The following is a 15629-nucleotide window of genomic DNA, read 5'->3' on the forward strand; positions in this document are numbered from 1 at the left end:
ACAAAAAAAGAAGATGATGGTAACTTTTAGTTAAGTACAAGCAGATACCGGAGGAAATCAAATGTTAAATTGGAAAACCTTTCGTTATTCATTGCTTCATGTTCTCATTGTATTCGTACTTTTTTCAACGTCTTTTTTCAGGAAACCAAACGGAGGAAAGTGGATGCTCGCGTTTATGGTACTCATTGGGATTGTGTCTTTTTCAATGGAATATATGCTTAACCGAAAGACAAGCGGTCAGAAGCATAAAGCATGGCGCGTAAAATATCTTTATTTCATTATGCTTCAAATTGCGATGACAATTATCCTGTTTGTCTGTATTCAACTCGTCATGAATCGTTCGTTATAAAACTTTTTTTGCATTAATTGAAAAAAAGTGAAACTACTTAAGACTTTGCTGCGTCTTACTAGTACAGGCGTTTAAATAGCAGGAAATCGGGAATATCTAAGGAAGTGGTTCTTAACTATAGCATAAGGAGCAGATCCATGAATTGGTATGAAAAGCTCAGTGAATACTTCCCGATAGAAGAAATGAAGTCAAAAGAGCATATGGAAGCTTTATTAAAGGAAAGAAGTGATATTTATCATAAGGAAGAAGGACCTCATCATGTGATGATGTACGCCGAATTTGATTCTTTCATCTTTATTGATTATTTATTTGTTTCCAAAGATGCAAGAGGTGAAGGCCTCGGGTCAAAGCTTATTCATAAGCTGAAGGAAAAAAAGAAACCGATCTTGCTTGAGGTTGAGCCTGTAGATGAAGATGATGCAGATACTGCAAAACGCCTAAAGTTTTACCAAAGAGAGCACTTCAAGCATGCAGAATCAATCGGTTATAAACGCAGGTCACTTGCAACAAATGAAGTGAACCGCATGGAAATTCTTTATTGGTCGCCTCTTACAAATCATGAGGAAGAGATCATGGAAGCCATGAGGAAGACCTATGAACGAATCCATACGTATAAAGATGAAGAATGGTATGGACAATCGTATGAGGATGTTGATGATGTATTGAAGATCATTGAAAATAGAAAGCAAAAAAATATTTTCGATCATCTCGAGTAAATGAGAATGTTCTGACATCCAGCAGCACGACAAAATGAATGAAATTGTCTAGTTTTTGTCACAAAAATTGCAAGAAAATCTGTTCACACTTACTTTTTTATAGTATAATCACTATAAAGATTACTTATTTAGAACAATTTTAATTTAAGAATACAGATCAATATTCATTCTACAAATTGAGGAGTGAAGATTTATGGTAACATTATACACATCACCAAGCTGTACATCATGTAGAAAAGCAAGAGCGTGGTTAGAAGAGCACAATATCCCATATCAAGAGAGAAACATTTTTTCTGAGCCTCTTTCAATCGATGAAATCAAAGAAATTCTTCGAATGACAGAAGACGGTACAGACGAAATTATCTCAACACGTTCAAAAGTATTCCAAAAACTAAATGTCAATGTTGAGACAATGCCGCTTCAACAATTGTATAAACTAATCAATGAGCATCCAGGTCTTTTGCGTCGTCCAATTATCTTGGATGAAAAAAGATTACAAGTTGGGTACAATGAAGATGAAATTAGACGTTTCTTACCAAGAACGGTTCGTACATTCCAACTAAGAGAAGCTCAGCGACTTGCTAACTAATAAAAACATAAAAAGCTGCCGATCATTTGGCAGCTTTTTTTATTTATTTTCAGCCGTTTGTTCGTAAAAGAGGCTCGCTAATATGACCACTATGACGGTTAAAAACGGAAGCATCAATTCAAGCGTGGCATGCTGTGCCATAAATTCAGCCAATTTCACATCACGCACAATCATTTCACCCCCTGTAAAGGCCAAGAGAGCACTTCCTCCGTATAAAAGAAACGGAAATTTTGTTAAAGCTGCATGAATCAGCTTGCTTCCCCAAATAATAATCGGTACAGAAATCATGAGGCCAAAAGCGGTCAGAAGCATGTTGCCTTTTGCTGCACCTGCAACTGCGATGACATTATCAAGTGACATAAAGAGGTCAGCAATCACAATGGTTTGAACCGCACGCCAAAGGGAGCCGCTGCTCTTTATCCGAATCGATTCCTTCTTTTGTTCAATTAACAGATTGTATCCTATATAAAGGAGAAAAAGACCGCCAATAAACTGCAAATAAGGGATAGTCAATAAATAAACGGCGGCACCAGTCATTGTAATTCTCATCAACACGGCTAAAAGAGTGCCGATCCAAATGGCTTTATTGCGTTTGTCATGTGATAAACTGCGACTCGCCATCGCAATAATGAGCGCATTATCTCCGCCTAAAATTAGGTCTATGCCAATAATCATCAATAAGGATACGATCCACTCTGTTTCCATCTATTTCACCTCATGTCCCAAATAGAGCTCGTACAACCAATATATGAGGACAATTCAAATATATGTTTCTGCAAGTTTTCTCTGCAAAAAATGCGTTTTTATTTCTTTTATTCATGTTTTATCATAAAATAGACAGTACGAAGCAATACCTCAATTCTTTAAACGGTTAACATGTAGACGGAACGGGTAAAGTGTAGTAAAGTACTATTAATTGGGAGCTTGTATGTCCCTTCAACATCTTATATAGAAGGGAAGGTTGGCAAAATGGAAATCGAAAGAATAAATGAACATACAGTCAAATTTTATATTTCCTACGGTGATATTGAAGATCGCGGATTTGACCGTGAAGAGATCTGGTACAATCGTGAGCGCAGTGAAGAGCTGTTTTGGGAAGTAATGGACGAAGTGCACGAAGAAGAAGAATTTGCAGTAGAGGGACCGCTTTGGATTCAAGTACAGGCACTTGACAAAGGTCTTGAAATTGTCGTGACAAAAGCCCAACTTTCTAAAGATGGACAAAAGCTCGAATTGCCGATTCCAGAAGATAAAAAAGATCAAACAGATGAAGAAAGCTTAGACGCACTGCTTGATGATTTTCATAAAGAAGAGCAAGATCAAGAAGACCATAATGAGAAGGACAAAAAACTTCAACTTCAATTCGTATTGAAAATGGATGACTTTGAAGATTTGATTGCACTTTCTCAATTAAATATGCAGGATTTTACCACAAGTTTATATTCGTTTGAAAACCGTTATTATCTATATGTTGACTTCCACGAGGATTTGTCAGATGAGCAAGTGGAGAATAAGCTCAGCATTTTGCTTGAATATGCTCATGAATCAGTGGTCAGCATCTACAGACTGAAAGAATACGGTCAGCTGATTATCGAAGGGAATGCCCTTGAAACGATTCAACAGCACTTCTCGTAACTAACAAAAAGTCGATTTCTATAGAGGAATCGGCTTTTTTATCTGAATGAATAGGTAAATAAAGAGATCGGCAAGGAGAAAAATGAAATGAGAAATGTAGTCAAAGTTCTATTTTTTCTAATCATTACGGTAGGTGCTTATTTAATCATCCAATTGATTGTCGGTGATTTAGCGGTAAGTGTATTAAGTTCTGTGAGTGTTCTATTTACTTTATCGATTATTTTCATCGGATTTGTTATTTTCTTGGAGAACCGGAATCCGTCTCAAACGATTACATGGCTTGTCCTGCTTGGCAGCTTTCCGTTATTCGGCTTTTTGTTCTACATTTTCTTTGGACGCAATATCAAAAAGCGCCGGCTGTTTGAAAAGAAGGCGGTATTGGACGAGAAGTTAATTCAGGAAGATGAACGTATCCATAGAGAAGCGATTGAAAAAATGACGCATATGGGTGATCATCAGCAGCTCTTATTTAAGCTGGCCCACAGACTCGGACATACTCCTATTACATATCGCACGTCCTCTAAAGTCTTAACCAATGGTGAAGAAACATTCTCTCATATTTTTGAAGAGATTAAAAAAGCAACTCATCACATTCATTTAGAATATTACATTCTCCGCCACGACGACCTTGGCCAAGAATTAAAGGACATTCTCATTGAAAAAGCGAAAAATGGCGTGATTGTCCGCTTTTTATATGACGATGTAGGAAGCTTAAAGCTCTCCCGTCAATATATTGCTGACCTAGAAAAGGCTGGCGTTCAGATCGTTCCGTTTTTACCAGTAAGGCTCCCCCTTTTAAATAATAAGATCAACTTCCGAAATCATAGAAAAATTGTCGTAATTGATGGGGAAGTGGGTTTTGTCGGCGGGCTTAACATTGGAGACGAATACATGGGCAGAAGCAGACAATATGGATTCTGGCGTGATACTCATTTGATGATTAAGGGCGAAGCTGTTCGTGACCTCCAGCAGATTTTCATGCAGGATTGGTACTATATGACGAATGAAAGATGCTCTGGTGTGGACTATTTCAAAGATTTCAGCCACCTTGAGAGTACAACAGAAGGCGTACAAATGATTGCTGGCGGGCCTGACAAGCAGTGGGAGGTCATTAAAAATCTTTTTTTCTCCATGATCATCTCCGCCAAAAAGTCCATCTGGATCGCTTCACCGTATTTTGTGCCGGATGATGATATTTTGTCCGCATTGAAAATTGCCGCATTGAGCGGAGTAGATGTACGGATTATTGCTCCAAAGAATCCAGATAAACGGATCGTTTTCCATGCATCTCGTTCATACTTCCCGGAGCTTCTTGACGCAGGAGCAAAGGTATACGAGTATGATCAAGGCTTTATGCATAGTAAATTTATTATTGTGGATAGCGAGCTGGCTTCGATAGGAACGGCAAACATGGATATGAGAAGCTTTCATTTGAACTTTGAAGTGAATGCCTTCCTCTATAAAACAAAAAGCACCGAGAAGCTCGTCAATGATTTCTTAGGTGATTTAGAGCAGTCACATGAAATTGTTCCAGAAGAGTTTGCAAAGAGACCCTTGGGGGTCAGACTGTTTGAATCAACAGCAAGATTATTATCACCACTTTTATAAAGATTGTATTTTCCCCCTTTTCTATAAGGGGGATTTTTGATTTTACTAAGGAAATGATCAGTAAAATCATCTTTTGACACGATAAAAATTCATTTTGTCTATTCGCTTCCTTAAAGACGAACAAGCTATAATACGCTCATCAAAGAGCGAGGGGCGAACTGAATGAATGCAGCAATTATGGATAACGGTAAGCTTATCCGAATGACACATCATCTATCGAAAAGCCGTCTGGAGCATGTAAGAACGACGTGCAAATTTTATTGTCCTGAGTGCAGGGAGGAGGTGCAATTAAAGCTAGGGGAGCATCGTGTCTATCATTTTGCGCATAAACAGCTGACAGCATGTCCGCTAGCTTCAGGCGAAACGGCTTATCATCAGGCGGGAAAGGAAGCCATTATGAATTGGCTGAAGGGGCTTGGACATAAACCGGCGCTGGAAAAGTATATGTCAAATATTCATCAGCGTCCTGATGTGACCGTCTCTATAGGAAATGAAAACTATGCAATTGAATTTCAATGTGCAAATATTTCCCGGCAAGAGCTTCGCAGAAGAACAGCAGGTCTCCGCGAGGCAGGGCTCTTTCCCATATGGATGATAGGGGCAAATCGTTTAAACCGAAAATCTGCCCAGCTTTTTTCTTTCTCCTCCATTCATTGGGGAATTTTAAGGGAATCAGAGGAAAGGCGCTTGATTTTTTTCTGCCCGATCCAGAAAAGGTTCATCCATCTTGATCAATTCCTCGTGTTTCAACCAACGAAAATATGTGCGGCCATGACTGTCAGACCACCTTCAGCATACCGTGATATTCCGGCACTTCTATCTCTGCCTTCCAGCAAGCGTCAAGTAAACCAACAATGGATTAAATGTATACAGCAATTTAGGCAGCGTCCTCCTCGCAGTTTATCAAATGAAAGCAAACGTTTGAGAAATATTTTTTATGAGCATCATCATACGGCATTCCCTTTTTTGCCAACTGAATTATTTATTCCGGTGCAAGAAGCGTATATCTTTACAAGTCCCGTGTATGTTTGGCAAGGGTGTCTCTATGATTGGATGATGCGGAAAAAAGGAAGCGGAAGAGTGACGATTCAACAGCTGATGATGGAAATCAATCGCTGTGTGCAAATGAAAGAAGTGAAACTCCGATATGGCGATGTTTCAAGAGAAGAAATAAAAGAGGTGGTCACTGCATATGTAAATGCGCTTGTAAGACAAGGGTTTTTACATATGACGAAAGAGGGTAATTATGAAGTATCGTCGAATCAAATGCCTATACGAACACTAGATGAAGTGTTAAAACGAGATGCTTTCTTATTTCATTAGCATGTTTCATGACCACTTTGATCATGATAAGAAAAAGGTGGTGTTGCTATTGAATCAAAAGAAACGCTTTTTCCTCATTTTTTTAGTCTGTTTGGTATTTATTTCTGCATATGATTTGACAAATATAGTTCAAAACAAAGAAGATAAATACAACACCAATTTCTTTCACTTTCCGAAAGGTTGGTTCAACACAACTCATGCAAGGGGGATTCATATGACTTCACAAAACAAAAACAATCATTTACCAGACAGAAGCGAAGTAAAAGAAGAAAACAAATGGCGTCTTGAAGATATTTTTGAAAGCGTCGATGCATGGAACAAGGAATTCGAAGCGGTCAAAAAAGAAATTCCGAAGCTGGCCCAGTTTAAAGGCAAGCTGGCCCATTCTGCTGATGTTCTGTATGAAGCCCTCACCTTTCAGGATCAACTTTCTGAAAAGCTTGGCAAGCTTTATACATATGCGCACATGAAATATGATGAAGATACAACGAACTCATCATTTCAGGCGTTAAATGATAAGGCATCGAATCTATTTACACAGCTGTCTAGTACATCTGCTTATATTGTTCCAGAGATTTTATCGATCCAAGAAGATAAATTGCAGCAATTCATACTAGAAAAAGAAGAATTAAAACTGTATTCACATGCTCTCGAAGAAATTAATAAAGAGCGTCCACATATTTTAAGTGAGGAGCAAGAAGCTTTATTAGCTGAGGCATCTGAACCACTTTCATCTTCATCTACTACCTTTAGTATGTTTAACAACGCCGATATTTCGTTTCCTTCTGTAAAGGATGAGAATGGAGAGGAAAAGAAAATTACCCACGGCAACTTCATCACATTTTTAAATAGTGATGATCGTGAAGTGAGAAAGAATGCCTTTAAAGCTGTGTATAAAACGTATGATCAGTATAAGAATACACTTGCTTCTACACTGAGCGGTTCGATTAAAAAGGATAATTTTTATGCAAAAGTGCGAAATTACAAATCCGCAAGAGAAGCAGCATTATCACGAAACAGCATCCCGGAAGAAGTATATGACAATCTAATTGATACAGTTCATCAATATTTACCGTTATTACACCGCTATATTGAATTACGTAAAAAGGTATTAAAGCTTGATGAAGTGCACAATTACGACTTGTATACACCACTTGTGAAAGATGCTGGCATGAAGCTCACCTATGATGAAGCAAAGGATTATATGCTGAAAGGGTTAGCGCCATTAGGAGAAGAATATGTGTCCGTGTTAAAAGAAGGACTCGACAATCGCTGGGTAGACGTTTATGAGAATAAAGGGAAACGAAGCGGTGCTTATTCATCTGGGAGCTATGGTACAAATCCATATATCCTCATGAACTGGCAAAATAATATTGATAATTTGTTTACACTCGCTCACGAATTTGGGCATTCTGTACACAGCTACTATACAAGAAAGCACCAGCCATATCCGTATGGAAACTATAGTATCTTTGTAGCTGAAGTGGCTTCCACTACAAATGAAGCGTTACTAGGCGAATACCTGCTCAATCATTTAGACGATAAAAAGCAGCGTTTGTATGTGTTAAACCACTTGTTAGAAGGATTTAGAGGAACAGTATTCAGACAAACGATGTTTGCTGAGTTTGAGCATCTTATTCATGTGAAAGCACAAGAAGGAGAGGCTTTAACGCCAGAATTTATGACAAACCTTTATTACGACCTGAACAAGAAGTACTTTGGTGACGGCATGGTGGTTGATAAGGAAATTGGATTAGAGTGGACGAGAATCCCTCATTTTTATTACAACTATTATGTGTATCAATACGCGACAGGCTATAGTGCGGCGCAGGCATTAAGCAAGCAAATCTTACAAGAAGGAAAACCAGCGGTAGAGCGCTACACCGATTTCCTTAAAGCAGGAAGCTCTGATTATCCAATCAATGTGCTGAAAAAAGCAGGGGTTGATATGGCTTCTAAAGAACCAATCGAAGCAGCATGTCAATTGTTCGAAGAAAAACTAAAAGAAATGGAAGAGCTCATCTCCAAAACAGGTGAGTAATGAAAAGACTTCTGTCAGACGTGTGAGTGCTATCTCATCTTTTGACAGGAGTTTTTTTCTCATAAAAAAAGACCTCTTCAGATGTCGAGGCCGTTCCTTGTCAATCATCAACCTTTAAAACCTCTAAAGGTCTTACGGTGATTCATTCGATAAAGCGTAAAAAGAATCGAAGCAAATAAGAGTGGAGACGTCAAATAAAGAGGAAGCATCTTCATTAAGCCTAATATATTTAAAAAGAAACATAAGCCAATGGCAACAAGTCCAATAGTTGTGCTGCGCATGCAGATCCCCCCCATTTTTTTGTTACTTTTACTATATGAAAGTGACAACCCTCTTATGTTTTGTGACAAAAATATGAACATATAGTATATCTGTTGTCATAAGTCGACAAAATTTGATATACTACAGATGTGAAATTAATCACATACAAACATTACCCCTTTGTTTGACCGTGAAAAATTTCTCCCATCCCCTTTGTTGTCGTTAAGACATAGTGAAACCGCGCTTATCCCGGCGCGGTTTCTTCGTACTTATAAATAGAACGAACGTTCCTGATGGAGGTAAAGAAAAAACATGGGTCAGCACCCATGTTCATTCTCACAGCGATAGACATCAAGATCTGTATGGTGATCATTCTCTTTATAGCGCCAAAACATTTCTTGCTGCACTTGTACACGTTCTACCTTTTGAGCGAAAGCCAGCTTCTTCATTTCTCGTTCAACTTCTTCAAGCGTCAAGTCATAGACAACGGCTATCTCTTTTGCAGAAGCAAATTGAAAGTAAGCAATAAACCATTCAATTGGAGGTCGTTCTGAAGGTGTTGGTTTTTCGCCAATCATTTCAAAAAGGATTTCCTCGTATATATCATAAGAGTAGGCACCTGAAATTTTTAATCCTTCATCTCCATTTACGGTATTAAAAAAGGCGAAGGTTGGAAGCTCAGAAACGTCCATTTCAGCTGCAATTTTCATATCACATTGTAGGGCTTTAACAGCACTTTGAGAATGAATGTCACGCTGGAATTCTTCGATGTCCAGACCAGCATTTTTTGCATTTTCTAGCAGCACCTGCTCACTTGTGACATCCTGCTGATGGCAAAAAAGTGATTCTTGAATGAGACGCAAAAATTTCATTCCGCATTTTCTACCTTGAAGCTCCGCTGCTTTTAGTGCGAGTGAGGCGAGGTAGGGTGACGTCACAATTTGTTCAGACAGCATTTGTTCTTTTTTGGTCTGTGTTTTAGTGGCAAATTTCCCCCATGCTTCAGTCAGTAAATGCTTCTTTCTTTTCCGATTCAATGCATTAATACTAGAGCTTGTTACCGTTCGTAAAGTGAAAAAACGGCCATATTTCATTTTTAATTTTTTAATGGATGGCTCTAATAACCAGCAGTCTGGGCTTAGAGGATCAATGAATACATAGATTTCAATCGGCTTTTGAGGATGTCCGTGACAGTGTGAGAAATATTGATCGTGCGTATTGCAGCTCAAGATCGTCCATCCTTTTCAGGTGTTTGGTTGACCATATGGCGAGCCGTCAGAGAAAGCCGCTCAAATAAAAAGTCACGAATATCGCCGGTTAGTCCTACTTGATCCATTGCATCCTCCATGCATCCAAGCCATGCGTCAGCCCGTTCCTCAGTAATCGGAAAAGGGAGATGTCTCGCCCGCAGCATTGGGTGGCCATGCTCCTCTGTATAAAGCGGTGGTCCGCCTAAATATTGCGTTAAGAACTGCTTTTGTTTTCTTGCTGTTTCTTTTAAGTCATCCGGGAAAATAGGATGAAGCAAAGGATGACACTTTACATTTTCATAAAAAGTATCAACAAGTTGCGATAGAAGTTCCTCTCCAACCGCTTCGTAAGGTGCGTTAAACGATTGTACCATGTTGACTACTCCTTTTACTCGTAGTTAATAGGATGTCTCACCCTATTGCGAATTTCATTTATTTCAAAAGTGATATTCAGTTTGTTCTATTTTATTGTTTCTATTCTTGTACTTATTTTAACAACCTCAACTCGATTCCACAAACAAACCGCTTTGGTCTGCTCGAAATAAAGAGAGAAACGGATTCCGTGATCAATTGACCATATCATAACACATTCAGTCAAAAAAGGGGGAAAAGCGACATACAAAAAACCGAAGAGGTTATTCTCTTCGGTTTAAGCGAAATATTGAGCTGTGATTTTCTTTACATAATTTTGTGTTTCTTTAAATGGAGGAATGCCTCCGTATTTATCTACATTTCCTGAACCTGCATTATAGGCAGCTAAGGCAAGTGAGATATTTCCGTTATATTTATTGAGCATTTGTTTTAAATACTTCGTTCCGCCTTCAATGTTTTGGGATGCATCAAAGGCATTGTTGACGCCAAGTGATTTAGCAGTAGATGGCATGAGCTGCATGAGTCCAAGCGCACCTGCATGACTGACAGCATTCGAGCGATAGCCGGATTCCTGCTTGATGACCGCGTGAATCAGTTTTTCAGGAACGCCATGCTTTTGAGCCATTTGTGACACGATTTGATTAATCTCTTTTGATGATGAGCCGCTTGAGACTGCCTTTTGAAGCGGCGGTGTGTAGCTGTTGTTTAAGACATTTCCAATGCCATTCGCTGTATTTAATTGATTGTCATTTGCATATAAAGATTGGGCCTCAAGCTGATCACTGCCGGAAGTGGCAGATAAATATGGGTTTGTACGCGCATATTGCGTGTTTGGAGCCGTTGATGGATCCGTGCCCAAAAAAGCTGAGATGGAAAGCGGGAGACGTGATAATTCCGATCCGCCTAAAAAATCTTGCAGCAGCGACTGAAATGAAGCTTGGGCATTCGATTCTTGACCCCCAGACATTTGCGTTTGTGCTGGATCTGTCTGTAACGTTTTAAGCGCTTGAAGCTGCATAAAGGATTGAAGTTGATTAACGTTCATCATGTTCCTCCTTCAAGGAATTCATCTATTCTGTGTTTTCATTTTTTCTTCATAAAAACGAACGACTTTGTTTTTTGTGTTTCGTACTGGAATATGAAATTTGCGGAGCAATGCGGAGAAAGCGGCTTGTCCGATTTCCAGGTCGCTCACTTCAAATTCAAGTTCATAGTCCTCTACTGTTAAATATCGGCTGTGATCCAAAACAATTAAGCCTTCTTGGATCATTTTTTCTGCTCTTGACGTTTCAAGTGAACCAAAGTACACAATTTGATCCTTTTGAATGTTCAGGTGGTCTAATCTGTCTGCAACTTCACCTTCTGGCAGCTTAAAATCGTCAAGTTGAGAAGGGGGAGCAATCGTTTGGTGGGTTTCGAGCAAGCCTATTTCATGTGGTTCCTTTAATGTGAGCACCCATTGACCGTTTTTTTCTCTCATTCTTAATGCAGCCAATTGAGATTTTATATCAAATTGAGGTGTATCAAAATAATAGTTGGTTTGCGTATGGAAATCCGCATCCTTCAATTGAAAATGCTGTTTCAGCTGTTCAAATTCTTCTTTCATTAATAATTGCTTTAGTTCGATTTCAATTTCCTGTGCCATTTTGACATCAACCTTTCATTAGAGGAAATATGATTATTGTACATGAAGTGTGTTCAACATGTAAAAGACTGTTTTTTTCTCTCTATTTTCTTTAGGTATGGACCAAAATGAATGAAGAATCTTGGGAAAGGATCATTTAAAAGAGAAAAACAGGATTTTCTCAAAAAGTTCGGTTTATCAATATTGAACTTGATATGATAAAATAAAGCTGTACTTTGTTGTAAAGGAGATCATGATGCAAAACAGAATTGAAATCACAGAAGCAACTTTAAAAGAAGACAGGCTGATTTTGACAATCCAGTCAGAAGAGCAAATCCAAAAAGCAAAAGCATCAGGACAAATGCTTGTTGATTCTGATCACTTTGCGTTCGTTTACATACTTGAAACCGAGGAGTCCTTTTCGTATCTTATTTTAGGGGAACATACATGGGCTCCATTAAAAGAAGCAATGAATCGTGACATCCCTGTCTATTTGGCATCAGATGAACATTCACTGGAACTCATTCAGCTTCAACAGGAATTACATTATTTAATCGACAATATTAAAGACAATGCCAATTACGGAGATATGGAAGAGAAAGTGAAAAGCACATTCCTCTGAAATAATTAGGTATATGGAATTGGGGGAAGTTTCATGGACAAAAAACAATGGGATCAATTCCTCGCACCGTATAAACAAGCAGTCGAAGAACTAAAAGTGAAACTAAAAGGCATTCGAAAGCTGTATGAATTCGAGGATGACCATTCACCAGTAGAATTTGTCACAGGCCGAGTGAAACCCGTTGCCAGCATATTAGAAAAGGCAAAGCGTAAAAACATCCCGATGCATGAGATTGAAACGATGCAGGATATTGCTGGGCTTCGCATTATGTGCCAGTTTGTAGAAGATATACAAGTCGTGAAAAAAATGCTCCAGTCACGTAAAGATTTTGTGGTTGTAGATAAACGCGACTATATTGCAGAACATAAAGAAAGCGGATACCGCTCTTACCACCTTGTTGTGTTATATCCGCTGCAAACCGTAAGCGGAGAGAAACAGCTCCTCGTCGAAATCCAAATTCGTACGCTTGCGATGAACTTTTGGGCGACCATTGAGCATTCTCTGAATTATAAATATAGCGGGAACATCCCGGAGAAGGTCAAGCTGCGCCTTCAAAGAGCATCTGAGGCAGCTTCTCGTCTCGATGAAGAAATGTCCGAAATTAGAGGGGAAATTCAAGAAGCACAAGTGGCATTTTCCCGGAAAAAGAAAAACGACAGCTGAGCCAGTTTGATCAAATATGATGCTGCCCTCTCATAGCAGCAAGGTGAAAAAGGAGAAGAATTCATGAAATTTGCAGTTTCTTCAAAAGGGAATTCTGTATCTGACACGCTCAAAAGTAAAATTCAGACTTACTTATTGGATTTTGGTATGGAACTAAATGAAGAGGAACCGGATCTTGTCATTACGGTTGGTGGAGACGGCACCCTTCTTTATGCGTTTCACCGTTATAGCGATCGTCTAAATGAAACGGCTTTTGTCGGTGTTCATACAGGTCATCTTGGCTTTTATGCTGACTGGGTGCCGAGTGAAATTGAAAAACTCGTCTTAGCCATTGCGAAAACGCCTTATCATATTGTGGAATATCCGATCTTAGAAGTCATTGTCAGATACAACGACGGCGGCAGAGAAGAGAAATATTTAGCAATGAATGAATGTACAATTAAAAGCATGGAAGGGACACTTGTGGCAGATGTTGAAATCAGAGGTCAGCTGTTTGAAACATTTAGAGGTGACGGTCTTTGTCTGTCTACACCATCTGGCAGTACGGCCTATAATAAGGCACTGGGTGGCGCCATTATTCACCCTTCCATTAGAGCCATTCAGCTGGCAGAAATGGCTTCAATCAACAACCGAGTGTTTCGGACGGTCGGTTCACCGCTTATTTTGCCTGACCACCATACTTGTGTGATTAAGCCGAGGAATGATGTCGATTTTCAGGTGACCATTGATCATTTAACACTGCTTCATAAAGACGTCAAATCCATTCAATGCCGGGTGGCAGACGAGAATGTCCGTTTTGCCAGATTTAGACCGTTTCCGTTTTGGAAAAGGGTGCAAGATTCCTTTATCGGAAAAGGAGAATAAGAAAGAGGTTGTTCCCGCTGGAATACTTTACGTTAAACAAAACCATAACAGCCAAAGAAGAAGGGCTGCTTTTAAAGGAATATTTAATTGATCTTGGCATTTCGAAAAGAATGCTGACAGATATTAAGTTTGCTGGCGGTGACCTCCTCATTAATGGAGAGCATGTTACCGTGAAGTGCGAACTGCATGAAGGGGACAGGCTCACCATTTTATTTCCCGAGGAAAAAGTGAGTGAAGGACTAAAGCCTGCACCGATTCCGCTTGATATTATATTTGAGGACGAGCATGTTCTTGTGCTGAATAAAAGGCCGTATATTCCTTCAATCCCTTCTCGGGAGCACCCTGAGCACAGTATTGCGAATGGATTGCTGCATCATTATGCCAAGCAGTCTGTTCGGCATACGGTTCATTTGGTGAACCGTCTTGATCGTGACACATCTGGCGTCATGCTTGTGGCGAAGCATCGCTTTGCCCATAGCCTTTTATCAAAGGCGCAAAAAAGTGGAGCGGTTAAGCGAACATACAGAGCGTTTACACATGGCATGATCACAGAAAAACATGGAACGATCGCTGCAAAAATTGCCCGAAAAGGGGATAGTATCATCGAGCGGATGGTTGATGATACTGGGCAGGACGCAGTGACGCATTATTCCGTGCGAGCGATAATCGCTGAGTTGAACATGTCGGATGTGTCTCTCTCGCTTGAAACCGGGAGAACACATCAAATTCGTGTTCATATGCAATTTCTTGGGCATCCGCTCATCGGAGATACGCTGTATGGCGGAACGACCGAGCGGATAGACCGGCAGGCACTGCATAGTGAGACGCTTGTGTTTCCTCATCCGATGACAGGTGAGCAAATGACATTTTCAGCCCCGCTTCCTGATGACATGAAATCCTTGCTTCTTTAAATAGAGAAACCCGGTCACCTGCAGCGCAGGTCCGGGTTTTTTATCATGTGAAATGCTGAAACCTTGAATCGTCATAAGGCATAGATGAAGGAACAGAGACTGTTTTAAGCTCAGGGTATGTGAGGGCAGACAGCTGGTTGCCAAATACGCAGCCTGTATCAATATTGACGGTTCTGCCAACGAATCGAGGTTCTTTCACTGGTGTATGGCCGTACACAATCCACGGTTTTCCGTGATACTCCTTTGCCCAGTCCTTCCGAACAGGCCGTCCATCTGGCCATGTTTCTCCTGTGACGGCACCAAATAATAGATAGGACCGCATCTGTTTATTCGGCTTTTTTCCAATATCCTTTTCCTTCATCGCTGCGTGTGCAATGATCAGCTCATCAGGAATGAGTACATCATAAAGCGGAGCCTTCTCGAATAACTGCTTAAATTCATGGGACAATTTGTTTTGTTCATGAATTGGCAGTTTTTTTATTTCGTTCACTGTGGTTTCGATGCCATGAAGCAATTTGACGGGATTTCCTTTTAAGTAACGATAAAGCTTAAAGCAATGGTTGCCAGGTACATAGCGGATTGCGCCGTGTGAATAGGCATGAATGACAAATCGCATGACGTCTACTGACTGAGGTCCACGATCTGTTAGATCACCAACAAGGGCCAGCGTTCTCTTATCAGGATGGACGGGTAATCCATGTTTGAGTTCGTATCCTAGTTTGTGTATGAGGGTAAGCAGCTCTTCGTAGCAGCCGTGGATATCGCCAATAATATCGAATTTCATAAGGTTTCCTCCTGATT

18 protein-coding genes are annotated in these 15629 nt (G+C 39.8%); 11 read left to right on the forward strand and 7 right to left on the reverse strand.

Annotated elements, in window-relative coordinates; genetic code table 11:
* Positions 1 to 61: 61 nt before the first annotated feature.
* The 3 genes from MHB66_RS05540 (at position 62) to spxA (ending at position 1654) form a co-directional block, all read left to right on the forward strand.
* Positions 62 to 349 (forward strand): hypothetical protein, encoded by a 288-nt coding sequence (locus MHB66_RS05540; protein ID WP_046310556.1) that lies wholly within the window; start codon positions 62 to 64, stop codon positions 347 to 349.
* Positions 350 to 486: 137 nt separating this feature from the next.
* A complete protein-coding gene (locus MHB66_RS05545) occupies positions 487 to 1065 on the forward strand; it encodes a GNAT family N-acetyltransferase (protein ID WP_034282062.1) in 579 nt (192 codons plus the stop codon).
* Positions 1066 to 1258: 193 nt separating this feature from the next.
* A complete protein-coding gene (spxA, locus tag MHB66_RS05550) occupies positions 1259 to 1654 on the forward strand; it encodes a transcriptional regulator SpxA (RefSeq protein ID WP_003211421.1) in 396 nt (131 codons plus the stop codon).
* A gap of 39 nt (positions 1655 to 1693) precedes the next feature.
* On the opposite strand, the gene MHB66_RS05555 is transcribed toward spxA, so the two are convergent.
* The gene (locus tag MHB66_RS05555) at positions 1694 to 2359 is read right to left on the reverse strand and encodes a TerC family protein (protein WP_034282060.1); all 666 of its coding nucleotides are present in this window, start codon (positions 2357 to 2359) and stop codon (positions 1694 to 1696) included.
* A 264-nt stretch (positions 2360 to 2623) separates the two neighbouring features.
* Here MHB66_RS05555 and mecA point away from each other — a divergent pair, with 264 nt between their 5' ends.
* The 4 genes from mecA to pepF all read left to right on the forward strand — a co-directional run bounded on the left by mecA (position 2624) and on the right by pepF (position 8261).
* On the forward strand, positions 2624 to 3289 hold the full coding sequence (mecA, locus tag MHB66_RS05560; protein WP_024425038.1) for an adaptor protein MecA: 666 nt from the start codon (positions 2624 to 2626) through the stop codon (positions 3287 to 3289).
* Positions 3290 to 3376: 87 nt separating this feature from the next.
* Positions 3377 to 4897 (forward strand): cardiolipin synthase, encoded by a 1521-nt coding sequence (gene cls / locus MHB66_RS05565; RefSeq protein WP_034282056.1) that lies wholly within the window; start codon positions 3377 to 3379, stop codon positions 4895 to 4897.
* Between the two features lie 162 nt (positions 4898 to 5059).
* Entirely contained in the window at positions 5060 to 6220 is a 1161-nt protein-coding gene (locus MHB66_RS05570; protein WP_046310560.1) for a competence protein CoiA family protein, read from the forward strand.
* Positions 6221 to 6434: 214 nt separating this feature from the next.
* Positions 6435 to 8261: an oligoendopeptidase F gene (pepF, locus tag MHB66_RS05575; RefSeq protein ID WP_282707040.1), complete on the forward strand. Its 1827-nt coding sequence runs from the start codon at positions 6435 to 6437 to the stop codon at positions 8259 to 8261.
* Between the two features lie 107 nt (positions 8262 to 8368).
* Here pepF and MHB66_RS05580 read toward each other — a convergent pair whose 3' ends face one another.
* The 5 genes from MHB66_RS05580 to MHB66_RS05600 form a co-directional block, all read right to left on the reverse strand.
* On the reverse strand, positions 8369 to 8542 hold the full coding sequence (locus MHB66_RS05580) for a hypothetical protein (protein WP_024425034.1): 174 nt from the start codon (positions 8540 to 8542) through the stop codon (positions 8369 to 8371).
* A gap of 297 nt (positions 8543 to 8839) precedes the next feature.
* A complete protein-coding gene (locus tag MHB66_RS05585) occupies positions 8840 to 9751 on the reverse strand; it encodes a ClpXP adapter SpxH family protein (protein WP_046310562.1) in 912 nt (303 codons plus the stop codon).
* Positions 9748 to 10146, reverse strand: coding sequence for a thiol management oxidoreductase (locus MHB66_RS05590; protein ID WP_046310565.1), 399 nt, complete (start codon positions 10144 to 10146; stop codon positions 9748 to 9750). The genes MHB66_RS05585 and MHB66_RS05590 overlap by 4 nt, the downstream gene beginning before the upstream one ends.
* Positions 10147 to 10421: 275 nt before the next feature.
* Complete coding sequence (locus MHB66_RS05595) at positions 10422 to 11189, reverse strand: lytic transglycosylase domain-containing protein (protein WP_046310567.1); 768 nt, start codon at positions 11187 to 11189, stop codon at positions 10422 to 10424.
* A gap of 21 nt (positions 11190 to 11210) precedes the next feature.
* The gene (locus tag MHB66_RS05600; protein ID WP_034282049.1) at positions 11211 to 11789 is read right to left on the reverse strand and encodes a CYTH domain-containing protein; all 579 of its coding nucleotides are present in this window, start codon (positions 11787 to 11789) and stop codon (positions 11211 to 11213) included.
* A 235-nt stretch (positions 11790 to 12024) separates the two neighbouring features.
* On the opposite strand from MHB66_RS05600, the gene MHB66_RS05605 reads away from it, so the two are divergent.
* From MHB66_RS05605 to MHB66_RS05620, 4 genes are all read left to right on the forward strand, one after another.
* A complete protein-coding gene (locus MHB66_RS05605) occupies positions 12025 to 12390 on the forward strand; it encodes a hypothetical protein (RefSeq protein ID WP_034282045.1) in 366 nt (121 codons plus the stop codon).
* A 33-nt stretch (positions 12391 to 12423) separates the two neighbouring features.
* On the forward strand, positions 12424 to 13053 hold the full coding sequence (locus MHB66_RS05610) for a GTP pyrophosphokinase family protein (RefSeq protein ID WP_024425028.1): 630 nt from the start codon (positions 12424 to 12426) through the stop codon (positions 13051 to 13053).
* 63 nt (positions 13054 to 13116) lie between these two features.
* Positions 13117 to 13917 (forward strand): NAD kinase, encoded by an 801-nt coding sequence (locus MHB66_RS05615; RefSeq protein ID WP_003211364.1) that lies wholly within the window; start codon positions 13117 to 13119, stop codon positions 13915 to 13917.
* A gap of 8 nt (positions 13918 to 13925) precedes the next feature.
* Positions 13926 to 14828: an RluA family pseudouridine synthase gene (locus MHB66_RS05620; RefSeq protein ID WP_046310570.1), complete on the forward strand. Its 903-nt coding sequence runs from the start codon at positions 13926 to 13928 to the stop codon at positions 14826 to 14828.
* 43 nt (positions 14829 to 14871) lie between these two features.
* Here the strand turns inward: MHB66_RS05620 and prpE are convergent, their stop codons facing one another.
* Positions 14872 to 15612: a bis(5'-nucleosyl)-tetraphosphatase PrpE gene (prpE, locus tag MHB66_RS05625; protein ID WP_046310572.1), complete on the reverse strand. Its 741-nt coding sequence runs from the start codon at positions 15610 to 15612 to the stop codon at positions 14872 to 14874.
* Positions 15613 to 15629: the final 17 nt, after the last annotated feature.

The sequence above is a fragment of the Bacillus sp. FSL L8-0167 genome (assembly GCF_038630295.1).
Classification (GTDB): Bacteria; Bacillota; Bacilli; order Bacillales; family Bacillaceae; genus Bacillus; species Bacillus safensis.

Bases quoted from the DNA above. Each gene is read 5' to 3' on its own strand.
- MHB66_RS05540 (WP_046310556.1), top strand. From the start codon at position 62: ATGTTAAATTGGAAAACCTTTCGTTATTCATTGCTTCATGTTCTCATT.
- MHB66_RS05545 (WP_034282062.1), top strand. From the start codon at position 487: ATGAATTGGTATGAAAAGCTCAGTGAATACTTCCCGATAGAAGAAATG.
- spxA (WP_003211421.1), top strand. From the start codon at position 1,259: ATGGTAACATTATACACATCACCAAGCTGTACATCATGTAGAAAAGCA.
- MHB66_RS05555 (WP_034282060.1), bottom strand. From the start codon at position 2,359: ATGGAAACAGAGTGGATCGTATCCTTATTGATGATTATTGGCATAGAC.
- mecA (WP_024425038.1), top strand. From the start codon at position 2,624: ATGGAAATCGAAAGAATAAATGAACATACAGTCAAATTTTATATTTCC.
- cls (WP_034282056.1), top strand. From the start codon at position 3,377: ATGAGAAATGTAGTCAAAGTTCTATTTTTTCTAATCATTACGGTAGGT.
- MHB66_RS05570 (WP_046310560.1), top strand. From the start codon at position 5,060: ATGAATGCAGCAATTATGGATAACGGTAAGCTTATCCGAATGACACAT.
- pepF (WP_282707040.1), top strand. From the start codon at position 6,435: ATGACTTCACAAAACAAAAACAATCATTTACCAGACAGAAGCGAAGTA.
- MHB66_RS05580 (WP_024425034.1), bottom strand. From the start codon at position 8,542: ATGCGCAGCACAACTATTGGACTTGTTGCCATTGGCTTATGTTTCTTT.
- MHB66_RS05590 (WP_046310565.1), bottom strand. From the start codon at position 10,146: ATGGTACAATCGTTTAACGCACCTTACGAAGCGGTTGGAGAGGAACTT.
- MHB66_RS05595 (WP_046310567.1), bottom strand. From the start codon at position 11,189: ATGAACGTTAATCAACTTCAATCCTTTATGCAGCTTCAAGCGCTTAAA.
- MHB66_RS05600 (WP_034282049.1), bottom strand. From the start codon at position 11,789: ATGGCACAGGAAATTGAAATCGAACTAAAGCAATTATTAATGAAAGAA.
- MHB66_RS05605 (WP_034282045.1), top strand. From the start codon at position 12,025: ATGCAAAACAGAATTGAAATCACAGAAGCAACTTTAAAAGAAGACAGG.
- MHB66_RS05610 (WP_024425028.1), top strand. From the start codon at position 12,424: ATGGACAAAAAACAATGGGATCAATTCCTCGCACCGTATAAACAAGCA.
- MHB66_RS05615 (WP_003211364.1), top strand. From the start codon at position 13,117: ATGAAATTTGCAGTTTCTTCAAAAGGGAATTCTGTATCTGACACGCTC.
- prpE (WP_046310572.1), bottom strand. From the start codon at position 15,612: ATGAAATTCGATATTATTGGCGATATCCACGGCTGCTACGAAGAGCTG.